Raw genomic sequence first — 18,226 nt, forward strand, 5'->3', positions numbered from 1 at the left:
ATTTATTTAATTGATAGTGTCATTTTTTTCGATGATTATCAGTCTTTAAGCAGATTGAAATGCCTGCCATGTTAAAATGAGAATGGTGTAAAAAGGTTGTTTCGGTCCAATGATAACTCGTATATTTCTTCGTTTGGAAACAGATTAATTTTTAGTTTAATTAATCTGTGAATGATAATTTGTCGTAACGGATTCAAGCATTCGATTAAATTCAGAACATTAGGATTGTGCCATCGCCATACATACAATACTAATTCTTGCACCTGGAATTTTCAATAATGATCTGGAACACGCCTCTAATGTAGCTCCAGTGGTGATAACATCGTCAATAAGGAGATAGTGTTTGTCGTGATCTTTTTCATTGAATGAAACATCAAAAACAGTATCAATTCCTTCGGTTCGACCCAACAGATTTTTTTTCGATTGTGTTTTAGAATAAACTCTTCGAAACAATAAGTCATGATTGTAAGGTATATTGAGTTGCTCTGAAAGTGCCAATCCAAAAGTGGTTACCTGATTATAGCCTCTTTCTTTAAATTTCCGCTTATGCAAAGGAACTGGGATGATGACATCTGCTGTTTTTAGGATGCTGCTTTCTTTTAAATCGCCGACATACCAGTATCCTAAAACTGTTCCTATTTCTTCATGGCCTTTGTATTTTAATTTATGAATCAGTTCTTGTACGATTCCTTTCTTATGGAAATAAAGAAAGGCAGAGGCATATTCTAATGGAATTCGGCCATAAAATTTTTTGAAAGCTTCATTTTCAGGAGTTAAATGATGGTTTGTTAAAGGAATATGATGTCTACAAAGCGTACATATTACTTTTTCATTTGTCATTAAAAACGAGTTACATCCACTGCATACGGGAGGGAAGAATAGATTTAGAAGATATTTAAACATTTAATTGCTAATTTATTTATAAAAATATGAAAATGAATGCTTCAAACTTCAGCTATTTTTCTTTTTTTAAGTTCACTTTTTATATTTTTGCAGTATGGCAAAACAAGAAGACATATTTAAGAATGTAATTTCGCATGCAAAAGAGTACGGATTTATTTTTCCGTCAAGCGAAATATACGATGGTTTAAGTGCAGTTTATGATTATGCGCAAAACGGAGTAGAGTTAAAAAAGAACATCCGCGAATATTGGTGGAAAGCAATGGTTCAGTTGAATGATAATATTGTAGGTCTTGATGCCTCAATATTAATGCATCCGACAACCTGGAAAGCTTCTGGCCACGTAGATGCCTTTAATGATCCGTTAATTGACAATAAAGATTCTAAAAGAAGATATAGAGCCGATGTTCTGATTGAAGATTATGCTGAAAAGCTTAATATTAAAGCAATCAAAGAAGTCGAAAAAGCAAAAACTCGTTTTGGTGATGCTTTCAATGAACAGGAATTTGTAACTACAAATCCTAGGGTGATGGAATATAAAGCTAGAGAAAGAGAAATCCTGGAGCGTTTAGGGCGTTCATTAGGAAATGAAGATTTAGAGGATGTAAAAGCATTAATTGAAGAGTTAGAAATAGCTTGTCCTGAAACCGGTTCTCGTAATTGGACAGAGGTAAGACAGTTTAATCTAATGTTTGGAACAAAATTAGGAGCATCAGCAGATACTGCAATGGATTTGTATTTGCGTCCTGAAACTGCTCAAGGTATTTTTGTCAATTTTCTAAATGTGCAAAAATCAGGAAGAATGAAAGTTCCTTTTGGAATTGCTCAAACAGGAAAAGCTTTTAGAAATGAAATCGTAGCGAGACAGTTTATCTTCCGTATGCGTGAATTTGAACAAATGGAAATGCAATTTTTTGTTCGTCCAGGAGATGAAATGAAACATTATGAATTCTGGAAAGAAGCGCGATTGAAATGGCATTTGTCTCTAGGTTTAGGGAAAGAAAATTACCGTTTCCATGACCACGAAAAACTAGCTCATTATGCTAATGCTGCTGCTGATATAGAATTTAATTTCCCTTTTGGATTCAAAGAATTAGAGGGAATTCATTCTCGTACGGATTTCGATTTAAAAGCACACGAGAAATTCTCAGGTAGAAAATTACAATATTTTGATGCTGAATTGAATCAGAATTATGTTCCTTATGTAGTGGAAACATCGGTAGGCTTAGACAGAATGTTCTTGGCTGTTTTTGCAACTTCTTTAAAAGAAGAAACTTTAGAAGATGGTTCAACACGAACAGTCTTGAAATTACCGTCAGTACTTGCGCCTACGAAAGCAGTAGTTTTACCATTGGTTAAAAAAGATGGTTTACCCGAAATAGCGCATAAAATTGTTGAAGACTTAAAATGGGATTTCAATGTAGGATACGATGAGAAAGATGCGGTAGGTCGTCGATATAGAAGACAAGATGCTTTAGGAACTCCATTTTGTATTACAGTGGACCATCAAACGATAGAAGATCAAACCGTAACGATTCGTCATCGCGATACGATGAAACAAGATCGAGTTAAAATTTCGGACTTGAATTCGATTATCGAAAATGAAGTGTCGATGAAAAATTGGTTGATGAAAATGTAACAACCTGCTTTATAGTGTATAAAAAGGCTTTCCGATTCGGAAAGCCTTTTGTTTTTAAATGTATATTACATTAATAAAGAGGTTTATTACGAGTCACGAAAACACGTTTTTTATCGGATTTATTTGCATTTCGTCGTGTTTTGTAAGCGTATACGAACAGCTTATTAGCATCATGCTCTAATGCGTACTGAAACATGTAATTTTATTTTGTTAAATAACAGGAACTAATTAATTAATTTTTATTTACTTAGTTTCCCCAAACTACCATAGATTTTATTTTTTTTGACGTAGTAGCTGCTGTAAGCATCTAATTAATAAGCCTAACAATTTAGGAACTGCTATAAATGAACTATTCGTACATTATTATTGACGATGATCAAGAAAGTGTTTTGAAAACAAAAGCCATGGCTGATCGTTTTTCGAAGCTTGACTTCGTAGCTTCGGCAAATAGTTATGAAGAAGGTCTAAATCTTATATTAGAACATATTCCCCAATTGATTTTTCTCGAAATTGATCCTTATGATAAAGAAAGTAAGTTGTCGTTGATGTTTATCGATGAATTGCACCGGTATCTGAAAGTAATCCCTAAAATTATTATTACCACTTCCAAGAAGGATTTAGCTTACGAAGCAATCCAATATGATGTTATAGGTTATATCTTAAAGCCTGTGGCTCGTATCGATTTTATAAAGTCAATATTAAAGTTAAATAAATTGAAAGCTGATCGAGCGCTTTTTTTTGCAGAGCCAGCTACTCTTGATGATAAAGCTATTTTTGTAATGAAACATGACGCTCTCATTAGTAAATTACCTCTAGTATTGTGCATCAAATCGTATGGTGATCACAGATATATTGACTCTAGAGATATTTGTTACTTGCAAGCGGATAATAATTCTACAGATATCCACTTGACTGGAGGCGAAATGATTACTGCTTTTAAGACATTAAAACATTTTGAAGCCATATTGTCTTACCCATTTGCACGAATTCATAATAGCTATATTGTTAACTCGCGGTACATTTCTAGAATCCACACCGGAAATGCAGTTTGTTATATTAAAAACAAGACAACGAAAATTCCTTTTTCGAAATCGTATAGGGTCAATATTGACCTTATAATCTCTGAAATTTCTAGCGGAAACTATTTAGAAATTTAAAAAAAACTGCCATTCACCACGATTTGGTTGTCACTCACTATCAAACAACGGTACTCTACAATATACTCTTTTTTTTGTAATAAAAACAGAAAGCCCTTGTGTACTTTTACATTGTAATAACTTATAAATCAATTTATTACAGGAGCTTTAAAACAAAACAATAACAAAAAAATCCCCAAATCATGAAAAAATCTATCTTAACAATCGGACTTTTCTCTTTAGTGATGACTTTAACATCTTTTACTACACCTGAGACAAATAATATCATTGGCAGTAATGAAGAAATGGATATCGTAGGAGGTCAAGCTACGGGTCATAATATGAAATTAGATATTGTAGGGGGTCAAGCTACCGGTCATAATATGAAATTAGATATCGTAGGAGGTCAAGCTACGGGTCATAATATGAAATTGGATATCGTAGGAGGTCAGGCTACGGGTCATAATATGAAATTAGACTGATTCTTTTAATAAATATCTGTTATAATATTTTGGCTGTCAATTTTTTGACAGCCTTTTTTTATGCTAATAGTTTTATTTTATTATTTTTGGTAAAATTAGAGAGCAACTATATTGAAAAATAATCGTTTTATAAGTGCAGTACTATTTTTTCTGTTTATTTTTTTTGGGTGTGCCAAGAAGAATTCGGATACCAATATCATTAATTCATCTAAAGATAGTCTTTCTGTTTATTTTTCCTTGGCCAACGATTTAAGTCTTAGTGTGGAGAAAAGAAGAGAAAACGTCCAAAAAGCTTTTGATATAGTGGTGAGCGAAGAAAATGATTCGCTTACGAGAGTGAATTTATTTAAAGTTGCAAATCGGTACTATAACATAAATGACCACAAAGATTATAGTAAAACGGTACAGTTTGTTTTGGATAAATCAGAAAGAGCCAGAGATAGTGTAAGTATTGCGAAAGCCTACAGCTATTTAGGAGATTATTACGACTCTCAAGGAGTTTTGGATAGCGCATATTTATTTTACTACAAAGTAGAAAAGATGTATAAAAAGCAAGGAAATAATATTAACCTCGCGAAAATTCTAATAAGTAAAGCATCTTTACAATTTAATTCTGGAGATTTTTTAGGATCTGAAAAATCGGTTTACAATGTGTTGCGAATAATTAAAGGAGAAAAAGGTGTTAATGGAATATATTATGATGCATATAATCTTCTTGGAGTTTCTTATAACGAACTTGGGGATTTTGATAGAGCGCTTGAATATAATAATAAGGCATTATCAGTGATTGATGGCGAAATAATACCTGAAGAGTTTCAGTCGAAAGCTACTTCTTACAATAACATTGGATTTTTATATTTGGATGCCAAAAAATACGAACTTGCTAAAAATTATTTTAAAAGGGGATTAGAGCAAAAAAATCTTATTATCCAAAAGCCTTTTGTTTATGCGCTTCTTTTAGATAATTTGGCCTATGCTAAATTTAAATTAAAAGAAAAAACGGGGCTACCTGAACTTTTTTTTCAATCACTAAAGTTGAAAGATAGTTTGAAATTATCCTCAGGAATTTTTATTAGTAAAATCCATTTAGCGGAATATTTTGTTTCTGAAGGAGATACTACAAAGGCAATCCTATATTCCAAAAAAGCATTATTATTATCTAGGAGTAATAATAATCCAAGGGATATTTTAGTAGCTTTAAAGCAATTGTCAATTATTGAACCCAAAAAGGCAGCGGTCTATAATAAAGAATATATCCGTATTAATGAAGAATTACAAAAAGAAGAGCGTAAAATGGGTGAGAAGTTCTCTCGCATTGAATATGAAACGGATGAAATTAAAGGACAAAACTCGAGTTTAGAACTTCAAAATAGGAATTTAGTGTATATTTTTAGTTTTGTAACGATCTTAGGTCTATTTCTGTATATTATCAAAGACCAAAAAACTCGAAACAGAGTTCTTTTATACAAGCAGCAGCAGCAAAAAGCGAATGAGGATATTTATAATTTAATGATATCTCAGCAAAACAGCATAGAATCCAGTAGAGTTGAAGAGAAAAAAAGAGTAGCTCAAGAATTACATGACGGTGTTTTAGGGAGGATGTTTGGTATTCGTATGAATTTAGACGGCTTAAATGGATTTCAGGACGAAATGGCTATCAATCAACGGAGTAGTTATTTAAATGAATTAAAGAATATAGAACAAGATATTCGTGAAATTTCACATGATTTAAACAAGGAAAAATCAGAATTAATTAATAACTTCGTTGCCATCGTCGACAATCTTTTTGAAGAACAAAGGAAAACGTTTCCTTCTAAATTAATTTCAAATATTGACAGGACTATAAAATGGGAATTGATAGAGAATTCTGTCAAGATCAATTTATACCGTATCATGCAGGAATCGCTTCAGAATATTAATAAATATGCCAATGCGAATACTATTAGGATAGAATTGAAGAAGAAGGATGACGATTTATCTCTTGTGATCAGTGATAATGGCGTCGGATTCAATACAAAAATAAAAAAGAAGGGAATTGGGATTCAAAATATGCTTACTCGAATAAATGAGTGCAACGGTGAATTTCATATTACTTCAAAAAAAGATGAAGGTACAATCATTACCATTATCATTCCAATAGAACAAAGTTTAAAACCTACAAAAAATGACAATTGAATCAGCTGCTACAACGACTGTAAAAAGTAATATACTTATTGTCGATGATCACCCTTTTATCATACAGGGGTATAAGAATGCAATTACAAGATATAAACCTAACAAATATGAGTTTTTTATAACTGAAGCCAAAGACTGCGAATCAGCTTACAATGTAATTACAAATCCTGACAGTGTAGTTTTTGATATTGCTTTTTTAGACATTAGCATGCCGCCTTATGAGGATAAAGCTATTTATTCAGGTGAAGATTTGGCAAAATTGATTTTAGAATTCATGCCAAATTGCAAAATTATCTTGCTTACCATGTTTACTGAGTTTTTAAAGATAAAAACGATCATAAAGAATATTAATCCTCATGGATTAGTTATAAAAAATGACTTAACATTTGATGAGCTATTATTTGCCTTCGATAAAGTGATAAAAAACGAAACGTATTACAGTCAAAGCGTTATTAAAATGTTAGAGTCACAAGAGCATAGTATCGAAATTGATTTGTTTGACAAACAAATTTTATTTCATTTGTCTAAAGGAACAAAAGCCAAAGACATGCCGCAATATATTCCAATATCTTTAAATGCAATCGAAGTACGAAAGTTGAATCTGAAAGAATTGTTGAAAGTAGTTGAAGGAAGTGATGTCGATTTGGTTCGCGAAGCAAGAAACATAGGATTGTTATTTTAACGGTCTGACAAGTAGTAAAAAACGGCATTTATAAATTTATAAATGCCGTTTTTGTTTTTTATTCAGTCATAGCATCCCAGCCACGTGCTTTTAGAGGAATTTTAGTATTCGCCCTCGTGATTAGATGTATTCCTTCGCTTTCCTGCGTCATGTGACCAATGATAGAGAAGTTAGGGTTTCCTTTAATTTTATCAAAATCTTCCATCGCAATGGTGAAAAGCAATTCATAATCTTCACCACCGTTTATCGCTACTGTGGTAGAATCGATGTCGAATTCTTCACAAACATTAATCAACTGTGGGTCCAGTGGTAATTTATCTTCGTATAAATTACAACCTACATTGGACTGCTTGCATAAATGCATAATTTCCGATGACAATCCATCTGAAATGTCAATCATTGCTGTTGGTTTTATTTCCAAAGCATGCAATAAGGTACGAACGTCTTTTCTAGCTTCTGGTTTCAGTTGACGCTCTATTAAATAAGTATAAGCATCTAAATCAGGTTGCGAATTTGGGTTTACTTGAAAAACTTGCTTTTCACGCTCTAAAACTTGTAGTCCCATATAAGCTGCACCAATGTCGCCAGTAACCACTAATAAGTCAGTTTGTTTGGCGCCATTTCTATATACAATCTCGGCTTCATCTGCTTCGCCAATAACTGTTATGCTGATGATTAATCCTTTTTGTGATGAAGTAGTGTCTCCACCAATAACATCTACTTTATATTCATTACAAGCATGTGTAATTCCAGCAAATAATTCGTCTAGTGCTTCCAATGGGAAACGATTTGAAACGGCAATTGAAACTGTAATTTGCGTAGCCTTTGCATTCATCGCACAAATATCAGAAATATTGGTAGTTACCGCTTTATAACCTAGATGTTTCAAAGGCATATAGGCCAAATCAAAATGAACGCCTTCTACCAGTATATCTGTAGAAATAATGACTTTCTTGTCCTTAAAGTCTAGCACTGCAGCGTCATCACCAATTCCCTTTAAAGTCGAAGGTTGGATGATTTCAAAGTTTTTTGTTAGGTGATCAATCAATGCGAATTCTCCTAATTGAGCAATACTAGTACGTTGTGGGGTTTTATCTTCAATCATATTTTTAAGTTTGTTTTTCTGTACGAGATTCTAAAGCAGTCCAGAGTTTGCAAAGGTACAAAGGTTTTGTCTAATTAATTCTGGATTCATCATCTGAAAAGAAGTAGTTAGATAGCAACATTTGAGATTTGAATATTTTTTCGCATCTTTAGAGTAGTAAAATTAAACAAAATGAAAGCATTTGATATAGTTACCATAACAGTAAATCCTGCATTAGATAAAAGTAGCCACTTTAAAGGTTTAGTAGCAGAGCAAAAAATTAGATGTGCAACTCCTCGTTATGACGCAGGTGGAGGGGGAATAAATGTTTCTAAGGCAATCGCTAGATTAGGAGGGGAATCAGTAGCTGTTTTCACATCGGGAGGAGCCACCGGAAAAATTCTTGAAGATTTAGTAGAAAAAGAATCTATTGCTTATCATGCGATTAAAGTAGAAACATGGACAAGAGAAAGCTTTGTAGCCGTTGATGATAATACGAACTCACAATACCGATTTGGTTTTACTGGAGGGGAAATCTCAACAAATGAAGAAAGCAAGTTGTTAGAAACGATCTCTACTATCCACTCTAGGTTTATCGTGGCAAGCGGTAGTTTAAATGAAGGTTTGTCTACTGATTTTTATCAAAAAATTGCTAAAATTGCAAAGAAATCAAATTCGAAACTAATAGTAGATACCTCAGGGGAAGCGTTAAAAAAAGTACTAGAAACAGGAGTTTATTTAATTAAACCTAATGTAGGTGAATTAGCCAAGCTAATAGGGGTAGAAAAACTAGAAATGGAGGAGGTGAATGCAGCTGCAAAACAAATCATTGCAAGCGGTGGAGCCGAAATTGTGGTTGTTTCTCTAGGGCCTCAAGGCGCAGTATTAGTTACCAAAGATTCTTATGATTACGTTCCTGCTCCAAATGTTGCTAAAAAAAGTACCGTAGGTGCCGGAGACAGCATGGTGGGTGGAATGACTTGGGCGCTAGCTCAAAACAAACCGCTGAAAGAAGTAATTCGTTGGGGAGTTGCCTGCGGTAGTGCTGCTACAATGAATGAAGGCACTCAGTTATTTAAATTTGAAGATGCTAAAAGGTTGTTTGAGTGGTTAAAGGATAAATAAGAGTCCCTAACCCCCGAAGGGGGAACAAAGTTGAGGAGTATAAAAAAACCTGACAATTTTTACATCGTCAGGTTTCTCAATATTGTAGTTCTCCGCCGCAGCGGAGCTAGGAGCTTTAATCATTCAATTTCAAAACAGCCATAAACGCTTCTTGAGGAATTTCAACATTCCCAACAAGTCTCATACGTTTTTTACCTTTTTTCTGTTTTTCTAATAGTTTACGTTTACGAGAAATATCTCCACCATAACATTTGGCAGTAACATCTTTACGTAACGCTTTAATAGTTTCACGAGAAATTACTTTTACACCAATAGCGGCTTGAACTGGAATATCAAATTGTTGTCTTGGAATCAATTCCTTCAACTTTTCACACATTTTTTTACCTATCGAGTAAGCATTGTCGGTATGCATCAAAGATGACAAAGCATCCACAATAGTAGCATTCAATAATATATCTACTTTTACCAAACTAGAAGTTCTCATTCCAATGGGCGTATAATCAAATGAAGCATAACCTTTAGAAACGGTTTTCAAACGGTCATAAAAGTCAAATACAATCTCAGCCAAAGGCATATCGAATGTCAATTCAACTCTTTCTGTAGTCAAATAGGTTTGATTAGTAATCAATCCACGTTTTTCAATACACAAGCTCATTACATTCCCAACATAATCAGACTTGGTAATAATAGTTGCTTTAATAAATGGCTCTTCAACATGGTCTAAACGGGACGGCTCAGGTAAGTCTGAAGGGTTGTTTACAATCAAAATAGTGTTTGGATCCTTTTTGGTGAAGGCGTGGTAGGAAACGTTAGGGACAGTTGTGATAACCGTCATGTTAAACTCTCTTTCCAGGCGCTCTTGAATAATCTCCATGTGCAGCATTCCAAGGAATCCACAACGGAAACCAAAACCTAATGCTGCTGAACTTTCCGGTAAAAACACAAGTGAAGCATCGTTCAATTGCAGTTTTTCCATAGAGTTTCTCAACTCCTCATAGTCTTCCGTATCCACGGGGTAGATTCCTGCAAAAACCATTGGTTTTACATCTTCAAAACCCTTAATTATATTTGTTGTTGGTGTTTTCGCATCGGTCAACGTATCACCTACTTTTACTTCTTTAGCTTCTTTAATTCCTGAAATTAGATATCCAACATCACCTGCTGAAATCATTTGCTTTGGAACTTGGTTTAACTTCAAAGTACCAATTTCATCTGCAAAATATTCATTTCCGGTAGCCATGAATTTAATCTTCTGCCCTTTTTTTATCTGCCCGTTTTTTACACGGAAAATAACTTCAATTCCACGGAATGGGTTATAGTGAGAATCAAAAATCAAAGCCTGTAATGGTTCATCAATATTTCCTGATGGAGGAGGTATTTTTTCGATTATTGCAGCCAAAATATTTTCTACACCAAAACCAGTTTTACCTGAAGCATGAATAATATCTTCTAATTTACATCCCAGTAAATCAATAATATCATCACTTACTTCCTCAGGATTAGCACTCGGTAAATCCACTTTATTTAAAACCGGAATAATTTCCAAGTCATTTTCTAAAGCCAAATACAAGTTAGAGATCGTTTGTGCTTGAATGCTTTGAGCCGCATCTACAATCAAAAGTGCCCCTTCACAAGCGGCAATAGATCGAGAAACTTCATAGGAGAAATCCACGTGACCAGGAGTGTCAATAAGGTTTAGAATATATTCTTCTCCTTTATAAGTGTATTCCATTTGGATCGCGTGACTCTTAATCGTAATCCCACGTTCGCGTTCCAAGTCCATGTTGTCAAGCAATTGTGCTTTTTCTTGACGTGCCGTAACAGTTTGTGTAGCGCCAAGTAAACGGTCAGCAAGTGTGCTTTTACCGTGGTCAATATGTGCAATAATGCAGAAATTCCTTATTTTTTTCATCTTATCCATCTGTCAATTTTATTTTTGGCTTACCCTGAAGTTATTTCTGGGCTTGTTCACCTTGGCGAACGGGCTATTCACTACAATCTTGCGAGGCAATATCACAACTACAAGGGTTTTCGTTGCAGTCCCGCATTCAAACTCATCTTTGAGGTAATTTACCTGACAGCCACTGGCTGTCCTCCTTTTAATTTCAAATCTCACGCATTCGTACACCGCGACCATTAATCTGCAAAGATAGTTTAAATTCAACAGTTTCAAAGTCCCAAATCGCAAACTAATGAGTTAAGTAATAAGTCTTTCATCGTTGCTATTTCATGCTTTGATCAAAAAAGCGTAATTTTGCACAAAATTGAAGCAGATGATTAAGATTGGCAACATAGAATTACCGGATTTTCCTTTACTTCTTGCTCCTATGGAGGATGTGAGCGACCCACCTTTTCGCAGGTTGTGTAAGATGCACGGTGCCGATATGATGTACTCAGAATTTATTTCCTCCGAAGGGCTAATTCGTGACGCTATAAAAAGCCGAATGAAATTAGATATCTTCGATTATGAAAGACCTGTTGGTATTCAGATTTTTGGAGGTGATGAAGAAGCTATGGCGTTGTCTTCTAAAATCGTTTCTACGGTAAATCCAGATATTATTGATATTAATTTTGGTTGTCCTGTAAAAAAAGTAGTTTGCAAAGGTGCTGGTGCCGGAGTATTAAAAGATGTCGATTTAATGATTCGATTGACTCAAGCTGTTATCGATAGTACGCATTTACCAGTAACGGTAAAAACCCGTTTGGGTTGGGATGATAATTCTATTAATATCGATGAGGTTGCAGAGCGTTTGCAAGATATTGGAGTTGCGGCATTAAGTATTCATGCGCGTACAAGAGCTCAAATGTACAAAGGTCATTCTGACTGGTCGCACATTGCCCGAGTAAAAAATAACCCAAGAATTACGATGCCTATTTTTGGTAACGGAGATATTGATAGCCCAGAAAAAGCATTACAATATAAAAACGAATACGGTATTGACGGAATCATGATTGGTCGTGCTGCGATAGGATATCCTTGGATTTTTAACGAAATCAAACATTATTTCAATACAGGGGAGCATTTGGCAAAACCTACCGTTGTCGATAGGGTTGAAGCAGTGCGCAATCACCTTACATGGGCAATGGAATGGAAAGGTGAAAGACTCGGTATTGTAGAAACAAGACCTCACTATACGAATTATTTTAAAGGGATTCATTCTTTTAAACCTTTCAAACAAAAACTAGTTACCTTAGATCGTCCAGAAGAGTTATTTGCTGCTTTGAATGAGATCGAAGAAGCGTATGTAGGATACGAAGTTGTTTAAAATTTTGTTTACCGCAAATTCGCAAATTATCTTTTTTGGCATTTAAAAAGACAGAGAATTTAAAAGAGAATGAAATTTGCGAATTAGCGGTGAAAACCTACTCTAACAACTTTTTACTCACTCGACTACTTGCAATCAGTGAAGCGATAAAACCAAGGGTTACAATCGTTCCCATAACAATCAATACATTTTCGAGTGTAAAAACCACCGGATAAGCCAATGTTGGGGTAATCATCACCAGCTGAAAATGTTGTTGCAAAAGCACAATTGCAATTCCTAAAAGGAGTCCGATAATTCCACCAAAAAGACTCAGTAAAGTTCCTTGTAGTAAAAATATTTTACGTAAATCCTTGATTTCAGTTCCCAGATTAAAAAGTGTTTTTAAGTTTCCTTTTTTGTCGAGAATCATCATGATCAGTGCGCCAATAAGATTAAAAAGCGCTACCACGATAACCAAAGTAAAAATTAAATACACAGCAATATTCTCTGTATTCAACATTTTATACAAGGCTTCGTTGAGTTGTGCCCTATTTTTTACCGTGATTTTATTGTTGAAGATGGTCTGTAGTTTCTCGATGATTGCTGCTTCATCAGCTCCAGCTTTTTCCTTAATCTCAATTCCCGAAATCTGATTGGTTTTGTATTCCAATAATTCTTGGGCCAGACCCAAATCTGCAAAAACATATTTAGAGTCGAGATCTTCACTTATGGCATAAATGCCTACGGGAAAAACATCGGTTTTATTAAAAGCTTGCGCGGGATTTGTAATGGCTCCTCTTCCTGGTTTAGGAACTAATACTTCCAGTTGTTTATTAAAATCCAGTAATCCCATGGAGAATTTCTGAGCAATTCCATAACCTACAACGACCTGATAGGTATCAGGCTCAATCCATTGTCCATTATACAATGTTTTTTTAATGTCGTTAACTTTACTGAAATTGGTGTCAACTCCTTTCAAATAGGTAACGACTTGCTTGTCATCAAAAACAAACAAAACGCGTTCTTCTATTATTTTGCTATAGGAAGCCACGCCTTCTATTTTCTTTATTTGTTCTTCTTCTGATGGAGAAACGAGAAATGATTTTCCTAAAGTGCTGCTTATTTTTATATCGGGATCAATGTCGTTTGTGAACGAAAGACTAAATACTTTCAATCCGCTAAAAACAGATAGTACCACAAACAAAGCCATGGCGCCAACAATGATTCCCATACTCGCAATGCGATTGATGATGTTTATGGCATTGTTTTTACTGTTACTTAGAATATAACGTTTGGCTATGTAAAGGGGGAAATTCAAATTATATCAGCTTGCGTTTCTCTAGAAGATCTCTATTTTCAATAGGATTATCTTTACTTGCTAAAGCATTGTCAATTTTTTCAATGTAGTCTAAAGAGTCATCAATAAAGAAAACCAAATTAGGCACTTTTCTCAATTGCAAACGTACTCTTTGTGATAAATCATGTTTTATTGTTTTAGAATTCGACTTAACAGCCTCTAAAATTTCTTTTGCTTTATCCTGAGGAAAAACACTTAAATGAACCGTCGCCACAGATAAATCTGAAGTAACAACAACCTTGGATACCGAAATAATTAAATTACTTACTCCGTTTTTTCTCACTTCACCTTGTAGGATATCAACCAAATCTTTTTGGATCACCCCACCTATTTTTTTCTGTCTATTTGTTTCCATAGTGCAAAAATACTACTTTTAAACATTAAACAAACAATTTTTAAAAGCAACCTAGCAATAGTTCTGTTTTTAGGAGCTTTTTCCTGCTATTCGTTACAATCTTTTTCTAAATCTTCCAGATTTAGAAAAAGGATTTTCACTTCTATCAGGGCTAGTTCTAGTAGTCATCGACATAGAGTATAATGTAGGAAAGGAATCCTACCGTATTGAAATACAAATAAAAAAACATAAACTAATTTGGAACATAAAGTAAATCCAGTTTCGACTCCCTCCCCTTCAGGAAGGTTAGAGAGACCATCCTTCGCCATATATGATGCATCCGCAGGTTCCGGTAAAACGTATGCGCTTGTAAAAGAATATCTGAAGATCATTTTAGTGGCTCCTAAAAATGATGCGTATCGCAACATTCTCGCCATTACGTTTACCAATAAAGCGGTACACGAAATGAAAAGTCGTATCGTGGGAAGTTTGTCCGAATTTGCAAAAGACGAACCTTCGAAAAAAGCAGAGGATTTGATGCAAGATTTGGCAAAGGATACAGCGTTGTCGATTATCCAAATTAAAACCAAATCGCAGCAAATCATCAAGCATATTATTCATAACTACGCTGCTTTTGATATTTCGACCATTGATAAATTTACGCACAAAGTCATTCGTGCCTTTGCCCATGATTTAAAGTTGCCTATGACATTTGAGGTAACCTTAGATACGGAGAATTTATTAATCGAGGCGGTTGATGCTATCATCGCGCAAGCTGGGGAAGACGAAACGCTGACCAAGTTGCTTATCGATTTCACCATGGAGAAAACGGATGATGATAAGTCCTGGGATATTTCCCGTGAGATTCTGGACACGGGGCGTTTAGTTCTTAATGAAAACCACCGAAATGAAATCACTCATTTTCATGATAAATCCATTGCCGATTTTGTCGAGATCAAAAAGAAATTAATTGAGTCCTGTAAAGTCTTGGAAAAAGACAATGCGGAATTTGCTCAAGCAGCTTTAGCATTAATAGAAAATAACGGAATTGATTTAAAATCATTCTCGCGAGGAACCTTTCCAAATCACTTAATTAGTATTCGAGATGGAAAATACAATCCGAAAAATAAAACCTTTCACGAGTTTGATGATATTGCCATTAATAAAACGGCTAAAGATCGCGCTTTAATTGAAAACCTAATTCCGGAGTTGATTCAGGTTCTCGTAACAATTTATAAAAATTTCGAAAAAAGAGATTTCTATAAAGCCTTTCTTAGAAACATAACGCCGTTATCATTACTGAATACGGTGAGCAATGAATTAGCTAAGATTCAAGAAGAGCAGAATGTGCTTTCGATTTCCGAATTTAATGCAATTATACATCGGGAGATTCAAAATCAACCTGCGCCGTTTATTTATGAGAGATTAGGGGAACGCTACCGTCATTTTTTTATTGACGAATTTCAGGATACCTCAGAGATGCAATGGCAAAATTTAATTCCGTTAATTGATAATGCGCTTGCCGGTCAAGATGATTACGGGGAGAAAGGAACTTTGATGATTGTGGGTGATCCCAAACAATCCATTTACCGCTGGCGTGGTGGAAAAGCGGAGCAGTTTATAGAACTAAGCAAAGACAACAATCCTTTCGCTAATCCAGACAAGAAGTTAGAGCACTTAGATAAAAATTACCGTTCTTATTCGCAGGTAATTGAGTTTAACAATGAATTTTTCAAGTTGTTGTCATCAGAGTTTGAACAGCCTGATTACAAAGATTTATATGAAAATCACAGCCACCAGAAAACCAATGATAAAAGCGGTGGCTATGTGAATATTTCTTTTATTCCAAAAGTGGAAACTATAGAAGAGGACGAAGAAGGCTTGGATAAAACAGAGCTGTTTGTCTTAGCCACTTTGAATACGATTCAAAAAGTACTTCAAGAAGGATTTGAATACAAAGACATTGTGATTTTGACTCGTAAAAGAAGTCAGGGAATTGCGATTGCTAATTACTTGACAGAACAGAATATTCCGCTGTTGTCTTCAGAAACGTTGATGATTCAGAACGCAACCGAAGTCAGGTTGATTATTCATCTTTTAAAATACCTGAAAAACAATGCCGATTTAGAGGCAAAAGCTCACTTTCTACATTATATCGCCAAAAACATTCAAGATCAGTTGTCTGTTCATGATTTCATTGCCAAAGGAATGGAACAAAAACTAGAAGCTGATTTTGAGAAATGGCTGATGAGTTATGATATTTCACTATCCTTTCAAAACATTCGAAAAAAATCATTGTACGAAGCAGTGGAAGTGATAGTGGCGAAGTTTATCCTCCCCCCGGCCCCCTCCGAAGGAGGGGGAGACAGTGTGGAAATACTGGGTGGAAATACTAATGAAGTAGTAATAAATCATAATACTATTTCGGGTAAAAAAGGATTTATGACTGGTGGGAATTATTCGCATCTTTTGATAGAAAAAGCAATTGCACATAGAAAAGAACTTACGGTTGCTGAGAAAATACTTTGGGATGAACTCAAAGAGCAGTCTTTGGGCAGCAAATTCAGGCAGCAACATTTGATAGATAATTATATAGTTGATTTTGTTTGTTTGTCAAAAAAACTAATCGTTGAGGTTGATGGAGAATATCATTTCACGGAGGAACAAATAGTATTAGATCAAGAAAGAACAACTGTTTTAAATAGTTTAGGATATAAAGTAATCCGCTTCCTTAATGAAGAAGTAGTAAGTTCAATTTCAAAAGTTTTAGATACTATTAGAAACGTACTGGAAGAGCAGCAACAAACTTTAGAATTGAATAATGACAAATTATTCAATTTGGCTAATAAATCAAAAGACAATACAACCGTTAAGTCTCCCTCCCCTTCGGGGAGGGCTGGGGTGGGGAATGCCTACGTGCAATATTTCCTTGATATTGTTCTCGAACGCGATGTTAGAAACCAGGCAGGAATAGCAGACTTTCTTAATTTTTGGGATAAAAATGGTGAGAAATTCAGTATCCCGTCACCTGAAGGAAATAATGCGGTTCGTATTATGACGATACACAAATCCAAAGGATTGGAATTTCCTGTGGTAATCATGCCTTTCGCCGAAGAAGATTACAGTCGAAAGCCAAAAGATAAGTTATGGCTTGACGGTGAAGAAATGGATTTCGGTCTGTCAAAGGTGTTGGTAGATAATAGTAGTGCTGTAGAAGGTTTTGGTGTCGAAGCAAAAGCGATCTATGATCAAAAGAAACAAGAAGAATTATTGGATAATGTCAATGTTTTGTATGTGGCTTTAACTAGGGCAGAGGAGCAGCTGTATGTGATTTCAAATATGAATTTGTCTAGTAAAGGAGAAGTTCCTAAAAATAATATGGCTACTTTTTTTATTAATTATTTAATGAGCAAAGGAGTTTTTGACGAAAACAAATTGGATTACGAATTTGGAAGTGCTACAAAATTATCAAATAAGGCAAAGCATATTGATACTTCAAAAGCAATTCGTGTTGTGGCTGAAATTTTAAATCCAAAAAATATTAAAATAGCCCAGCGAGAGGCATTGATGTGGGGGACATATCAGCAAGAGTCTATAGAATACGGGAATGTAGTTCATGAAATATTATCTTTTGTAAAGACAAAAAACGACATTGATCTGGCGGTTACTAAATCAATTGAAAGCGGATTGATTACTTTGAATCAAAAGGAATTGGTACACAAGACAATTCAAGATATTGTAAATCATCAAGAGTTACAATCTTTTTTTTCTGAAGAGCATGAAGTGTTAAATGAGCAAACCATAATTCAAAAGGAAGGAAAAACGATAAAGCCTGATAGAATGGTGGTGACCAAAGGCAAAGAGGTTTTTTTATTGGATTATAAAACGGGAGCTCACGATGCAAAATATCAAAAGCAATTAGAAAATTACCAATCGGCAATTGAATTAATGGGTTATAAAGTCGTAAAAAAAGCACTGATTTATATCGGAAAAGAAATCGATGTAGTAAATTTGTAGCGTAAAAATGAATTATTCGCAAAAATCAAACTTTTAAAAAAGATAAAAAA

General features: G+C 34.7%; 13 protein-coding genes. 8 read left to right on the forward strand and 5 right to left on the reverse strand.

All coding sequences use genetic code 11. From position 1 onward, the window contains the following. Positions 1-219: 219 nt before the first annotated feature. The gene (locus tag AC4PRO_RS03810) at positions 220-840 is read right to left on the reverse strand and encodes a ComF family protein (RefSeq protein ID WP_492116374.1); all 621 of its coding nucleotides are present in this window, start codon (positions 838-840) and stop codon (positions 220-222) included. A 157-nt stretch (positions 841-997) separates the two neighbouring features. Here AC4PRO_RS03810 and AC4PRO_RS03815 point away from each other — a divergent pair, with 157 nt between their 5' ends. The 5 genes from AC4PRO_RS03815 to AC4PRO_RS03835 all read left to right on the forward strand — a co-directional run bounded on the left by AC4PRO_RS03815 (position 998) and on the right by AC4PRO_RS03835 (position 7,014). Further along, entirely contained in the window at positions 998-2,539 is a 1,542-nt protein-coding gene (locus AC4PRO_RS03815; RefSeq protein WP_492116375.1) for a glycine--tRNA ligase, read from the forward strand. A 344-nt stretch (positions 2,540-2,883) separates the two neighbouring features. Beyond that, positions 2,884-3,696 (forward strand): LytR/AlgR family response regulator transcription factor, encoded by an 813-nt coding sequence (locus AC4PRO_RS03820; protein ID WP_492116376.1) that lies wholly within the window; start codon positions 2,884-2,886, stop codon positions 3,694-3,696. Between the two features lie 182 nt (positions 3,697-3,878). Further along, a complete protein-coding gene (locus tag AC4PRO_RS03825) occupies positions 3,879-4,157 on the forward strand; it encodes a 3-oxoacyl-ACP reductase (protein ID WP_492116377.1) in 279 nt (92 codons plus the stop codon). Between the two features lie 261 nt (positions 4,158-4,418). Then, positions 4,419-6,332, forward strand: coding sequence for a tetratricopeptide repeat-containing sensor histidine kinase (locus AC4PRO_RS03830; RefSeq protein WP_492116378.1), 1,914 nt, complete (start codon positions 4,419-4,421; stop codon positions 6,330-6,332). Continuing rightward, positions 6,322-7,014, forward strand: coding sequence for a response regulator (locus AC4PRO_RS03835; protein WP_074720671.1), 693 nt, complete (start codon positions 6,322-6,324; stop codon positions 7,012-7,014). The genes AC4PRO_RS03830 and AC4PRO_RS03835 overlap by 11 nt, the downstream gene beginning before the upstream one ends. A gap of 58 nt (positions 7,015-7,072) precedes the next feature. On the opposite strand, the gene thiL is transcribed toward AC4PRO_RS03835, so the two are convergent. Further along, positions 7,073-8,119 (reverse strand): thiamine-phosphate kinase, encoded by a 1,047-nt coding sequence (gene thiL / locus AC4PRO_RS03840; protein WP_492116379.1) that lies wholly within the window; start codon positions 8,117-8,119, stop codon positions 7,073-7,075. A 171-nt stretch (positions 8,120-8,290) separates the two neighbouring features. Here thiL and AC4PRO_RS03845 point away from each other — a divergent pair, with 171 nt between their 5' ends. Further along, entirely contained in the window at positions 8,291-9,223 is a 933-nt protein-coding gene (locus tag AC4PRO_RS03845; protein ID WP_492116380.1) for a 1-phosphofructokinase family hexose kinase, read from the forward strand. Positions 9,224-9,338: 115 nt separating this feature from the next. On the opposite strand, the gene lepA is transcribed toward AC4PRO_RS03845, so the two are convergent. Further along, positions 9,339-11,135, reverse strand: a complete 1,797-nt coding sequence (gene lepA / locus AC4PRO_RS03850; RefSeq protein WP_074721142.1) for a translation elongation factor 4 — start codon at positions 11,133-11,135, stop codon at positions 9,339-9,341. A 361-nt stretch (positions 11,136-11,496) separates the two neighbouring features. Here lepA and dusB point away from each other — a divergent pair, with 361 nt between their 5' ends. Beyond that, entirely contained in the window at positions 11,497-12,489 is a 993-nt protein-coding gene (gene dusB / locus AC4PRO_RS03855; RefSeq protein WP_492116381.1) for a tRNA dihydrouridine synthase DusB, read from the forward strand. Between the two features lie 97 nt (positions 12,490-12,586). Here the strand turns inward: dusB and AC4PRO_RS03860 are convergent, their stop codons facing one another. Together AC4PRO_RS03860 and rbfA are read right to left on the reverse strand one after the other, a co-directional pair. Continuing rightward, positions 12,587-13,786 (reverse strand): ABC transporter permease, encoded by a 1,200-nt coding sequence (locus AC4PRO_RS03860; RefSeq protein WP_492116382.1) that lies wholly within the window; start codon positions 13,784-13,786, stop codon positions 12,587-12,589. 1 nt (position 13,787) lies between these two features. Then, positions 13,788-14,180, reverse strand: coding sequence for a 30S ribosome-binding factor RbfA (gene rbfA, locus AC4PRO_RS03865; RefSeq protein WP_074720684.1), 393 nt, complete (start codon positions 14,178-14,180; stop codon positions 13,788-13,790). Positions 14,181-14,417: 237 nt separating this feature from the next. On the opposite strand from rbfA, the gene AC4PRO_RS03870 reads away from it, so the two are divergent. Next, positions 14,418-18,176, forward strand: a complete 3,759-nt coding sequence (locus tag AC4PRO_RS03870; RefSeq protein WP_492116383.1) for a UvrD-helicase domain-containing protein — start codon at positions 14,418-14,420, stop codon at positions 18,174-18,176. The last annotated feature ends 50 nt before the right edge of the window (positions 18,177-18,226 follow it).

This window comes from Flavobacterium sp. DW-iso2 (assembly GCF_058725285.1).

Excerpts from the sequence above, each read along its gene's own strand:
- AC4PRO_RS03835 (WP_074720671.1), top strand. The coding sequence starts at position 6,322 with ATGACAATTGAATCAGCTGCTACAACGACTGTAAAAAGTAATATACTT.
- lepA (WP_074721142.1), bottom strand. The coding sequence starts at position 11,135 with ATGAAAAAAATAAGGAATTTCTGCATTATTGCACATATTGACCACGGT.
- AC4PRO_RS03820 (WP_492116376.1), top strand. The coding sequence starts at position 2,884 with ATGAACTATTCGTACATTATTATTGACGATGATCAAGAAAGTGTTTTG.
- AC4PRO_RS03845 (WP_492116380.1), top strand. The coding sequence starts at position 8,291 with ATGAAAGCATTTGATATAGTTACCATAACAGTAAATCCTGCATTAGAT.
- dusB (WP_492116381.1), top strand. The coding sequence starts at position 11,497 with ATGATTAAGATTGGCAACATAGAATTACCGGATTTTCCTTTACTTCTT.
- thiL (WP_492116379.1), bottom strand. The coding sequence starts at position 8,119 with ATGATTGAAGATAAAACCCCACAACGTACTAGTATTGCTCAATTAGGA.
- AC4PRO_RS03815 (WP_492116375.1), top strand. The coding sequence starts at position 998 with ATGGCAAAACAAGAAGACATATTTAAGAATGTAATTTCGCATGCAAAA.
- AC4PRO_RS03825 (WP_492116377.1), top strand. The coding sequence starts at position 3,879 with ATGAAAAAATCTATCTTAACAATCGGACTTTTCTCTTTAGTGATGACT.
- AC4PRO_RS03810 (WP_492116374.1), bottom strand. The coding sequence starts at position 840 with ATGACAAATGAAAAAGTAATATGTACGCTTTGTAGACATCATATTCCT.
- rbfA (WP_074720684.1), bottom strand. The coding sequence starts at position 14,180 with ATGGAAACAAATAGACAGAAAAAAATAGGTGGGGTGATCCAAAAAGAT.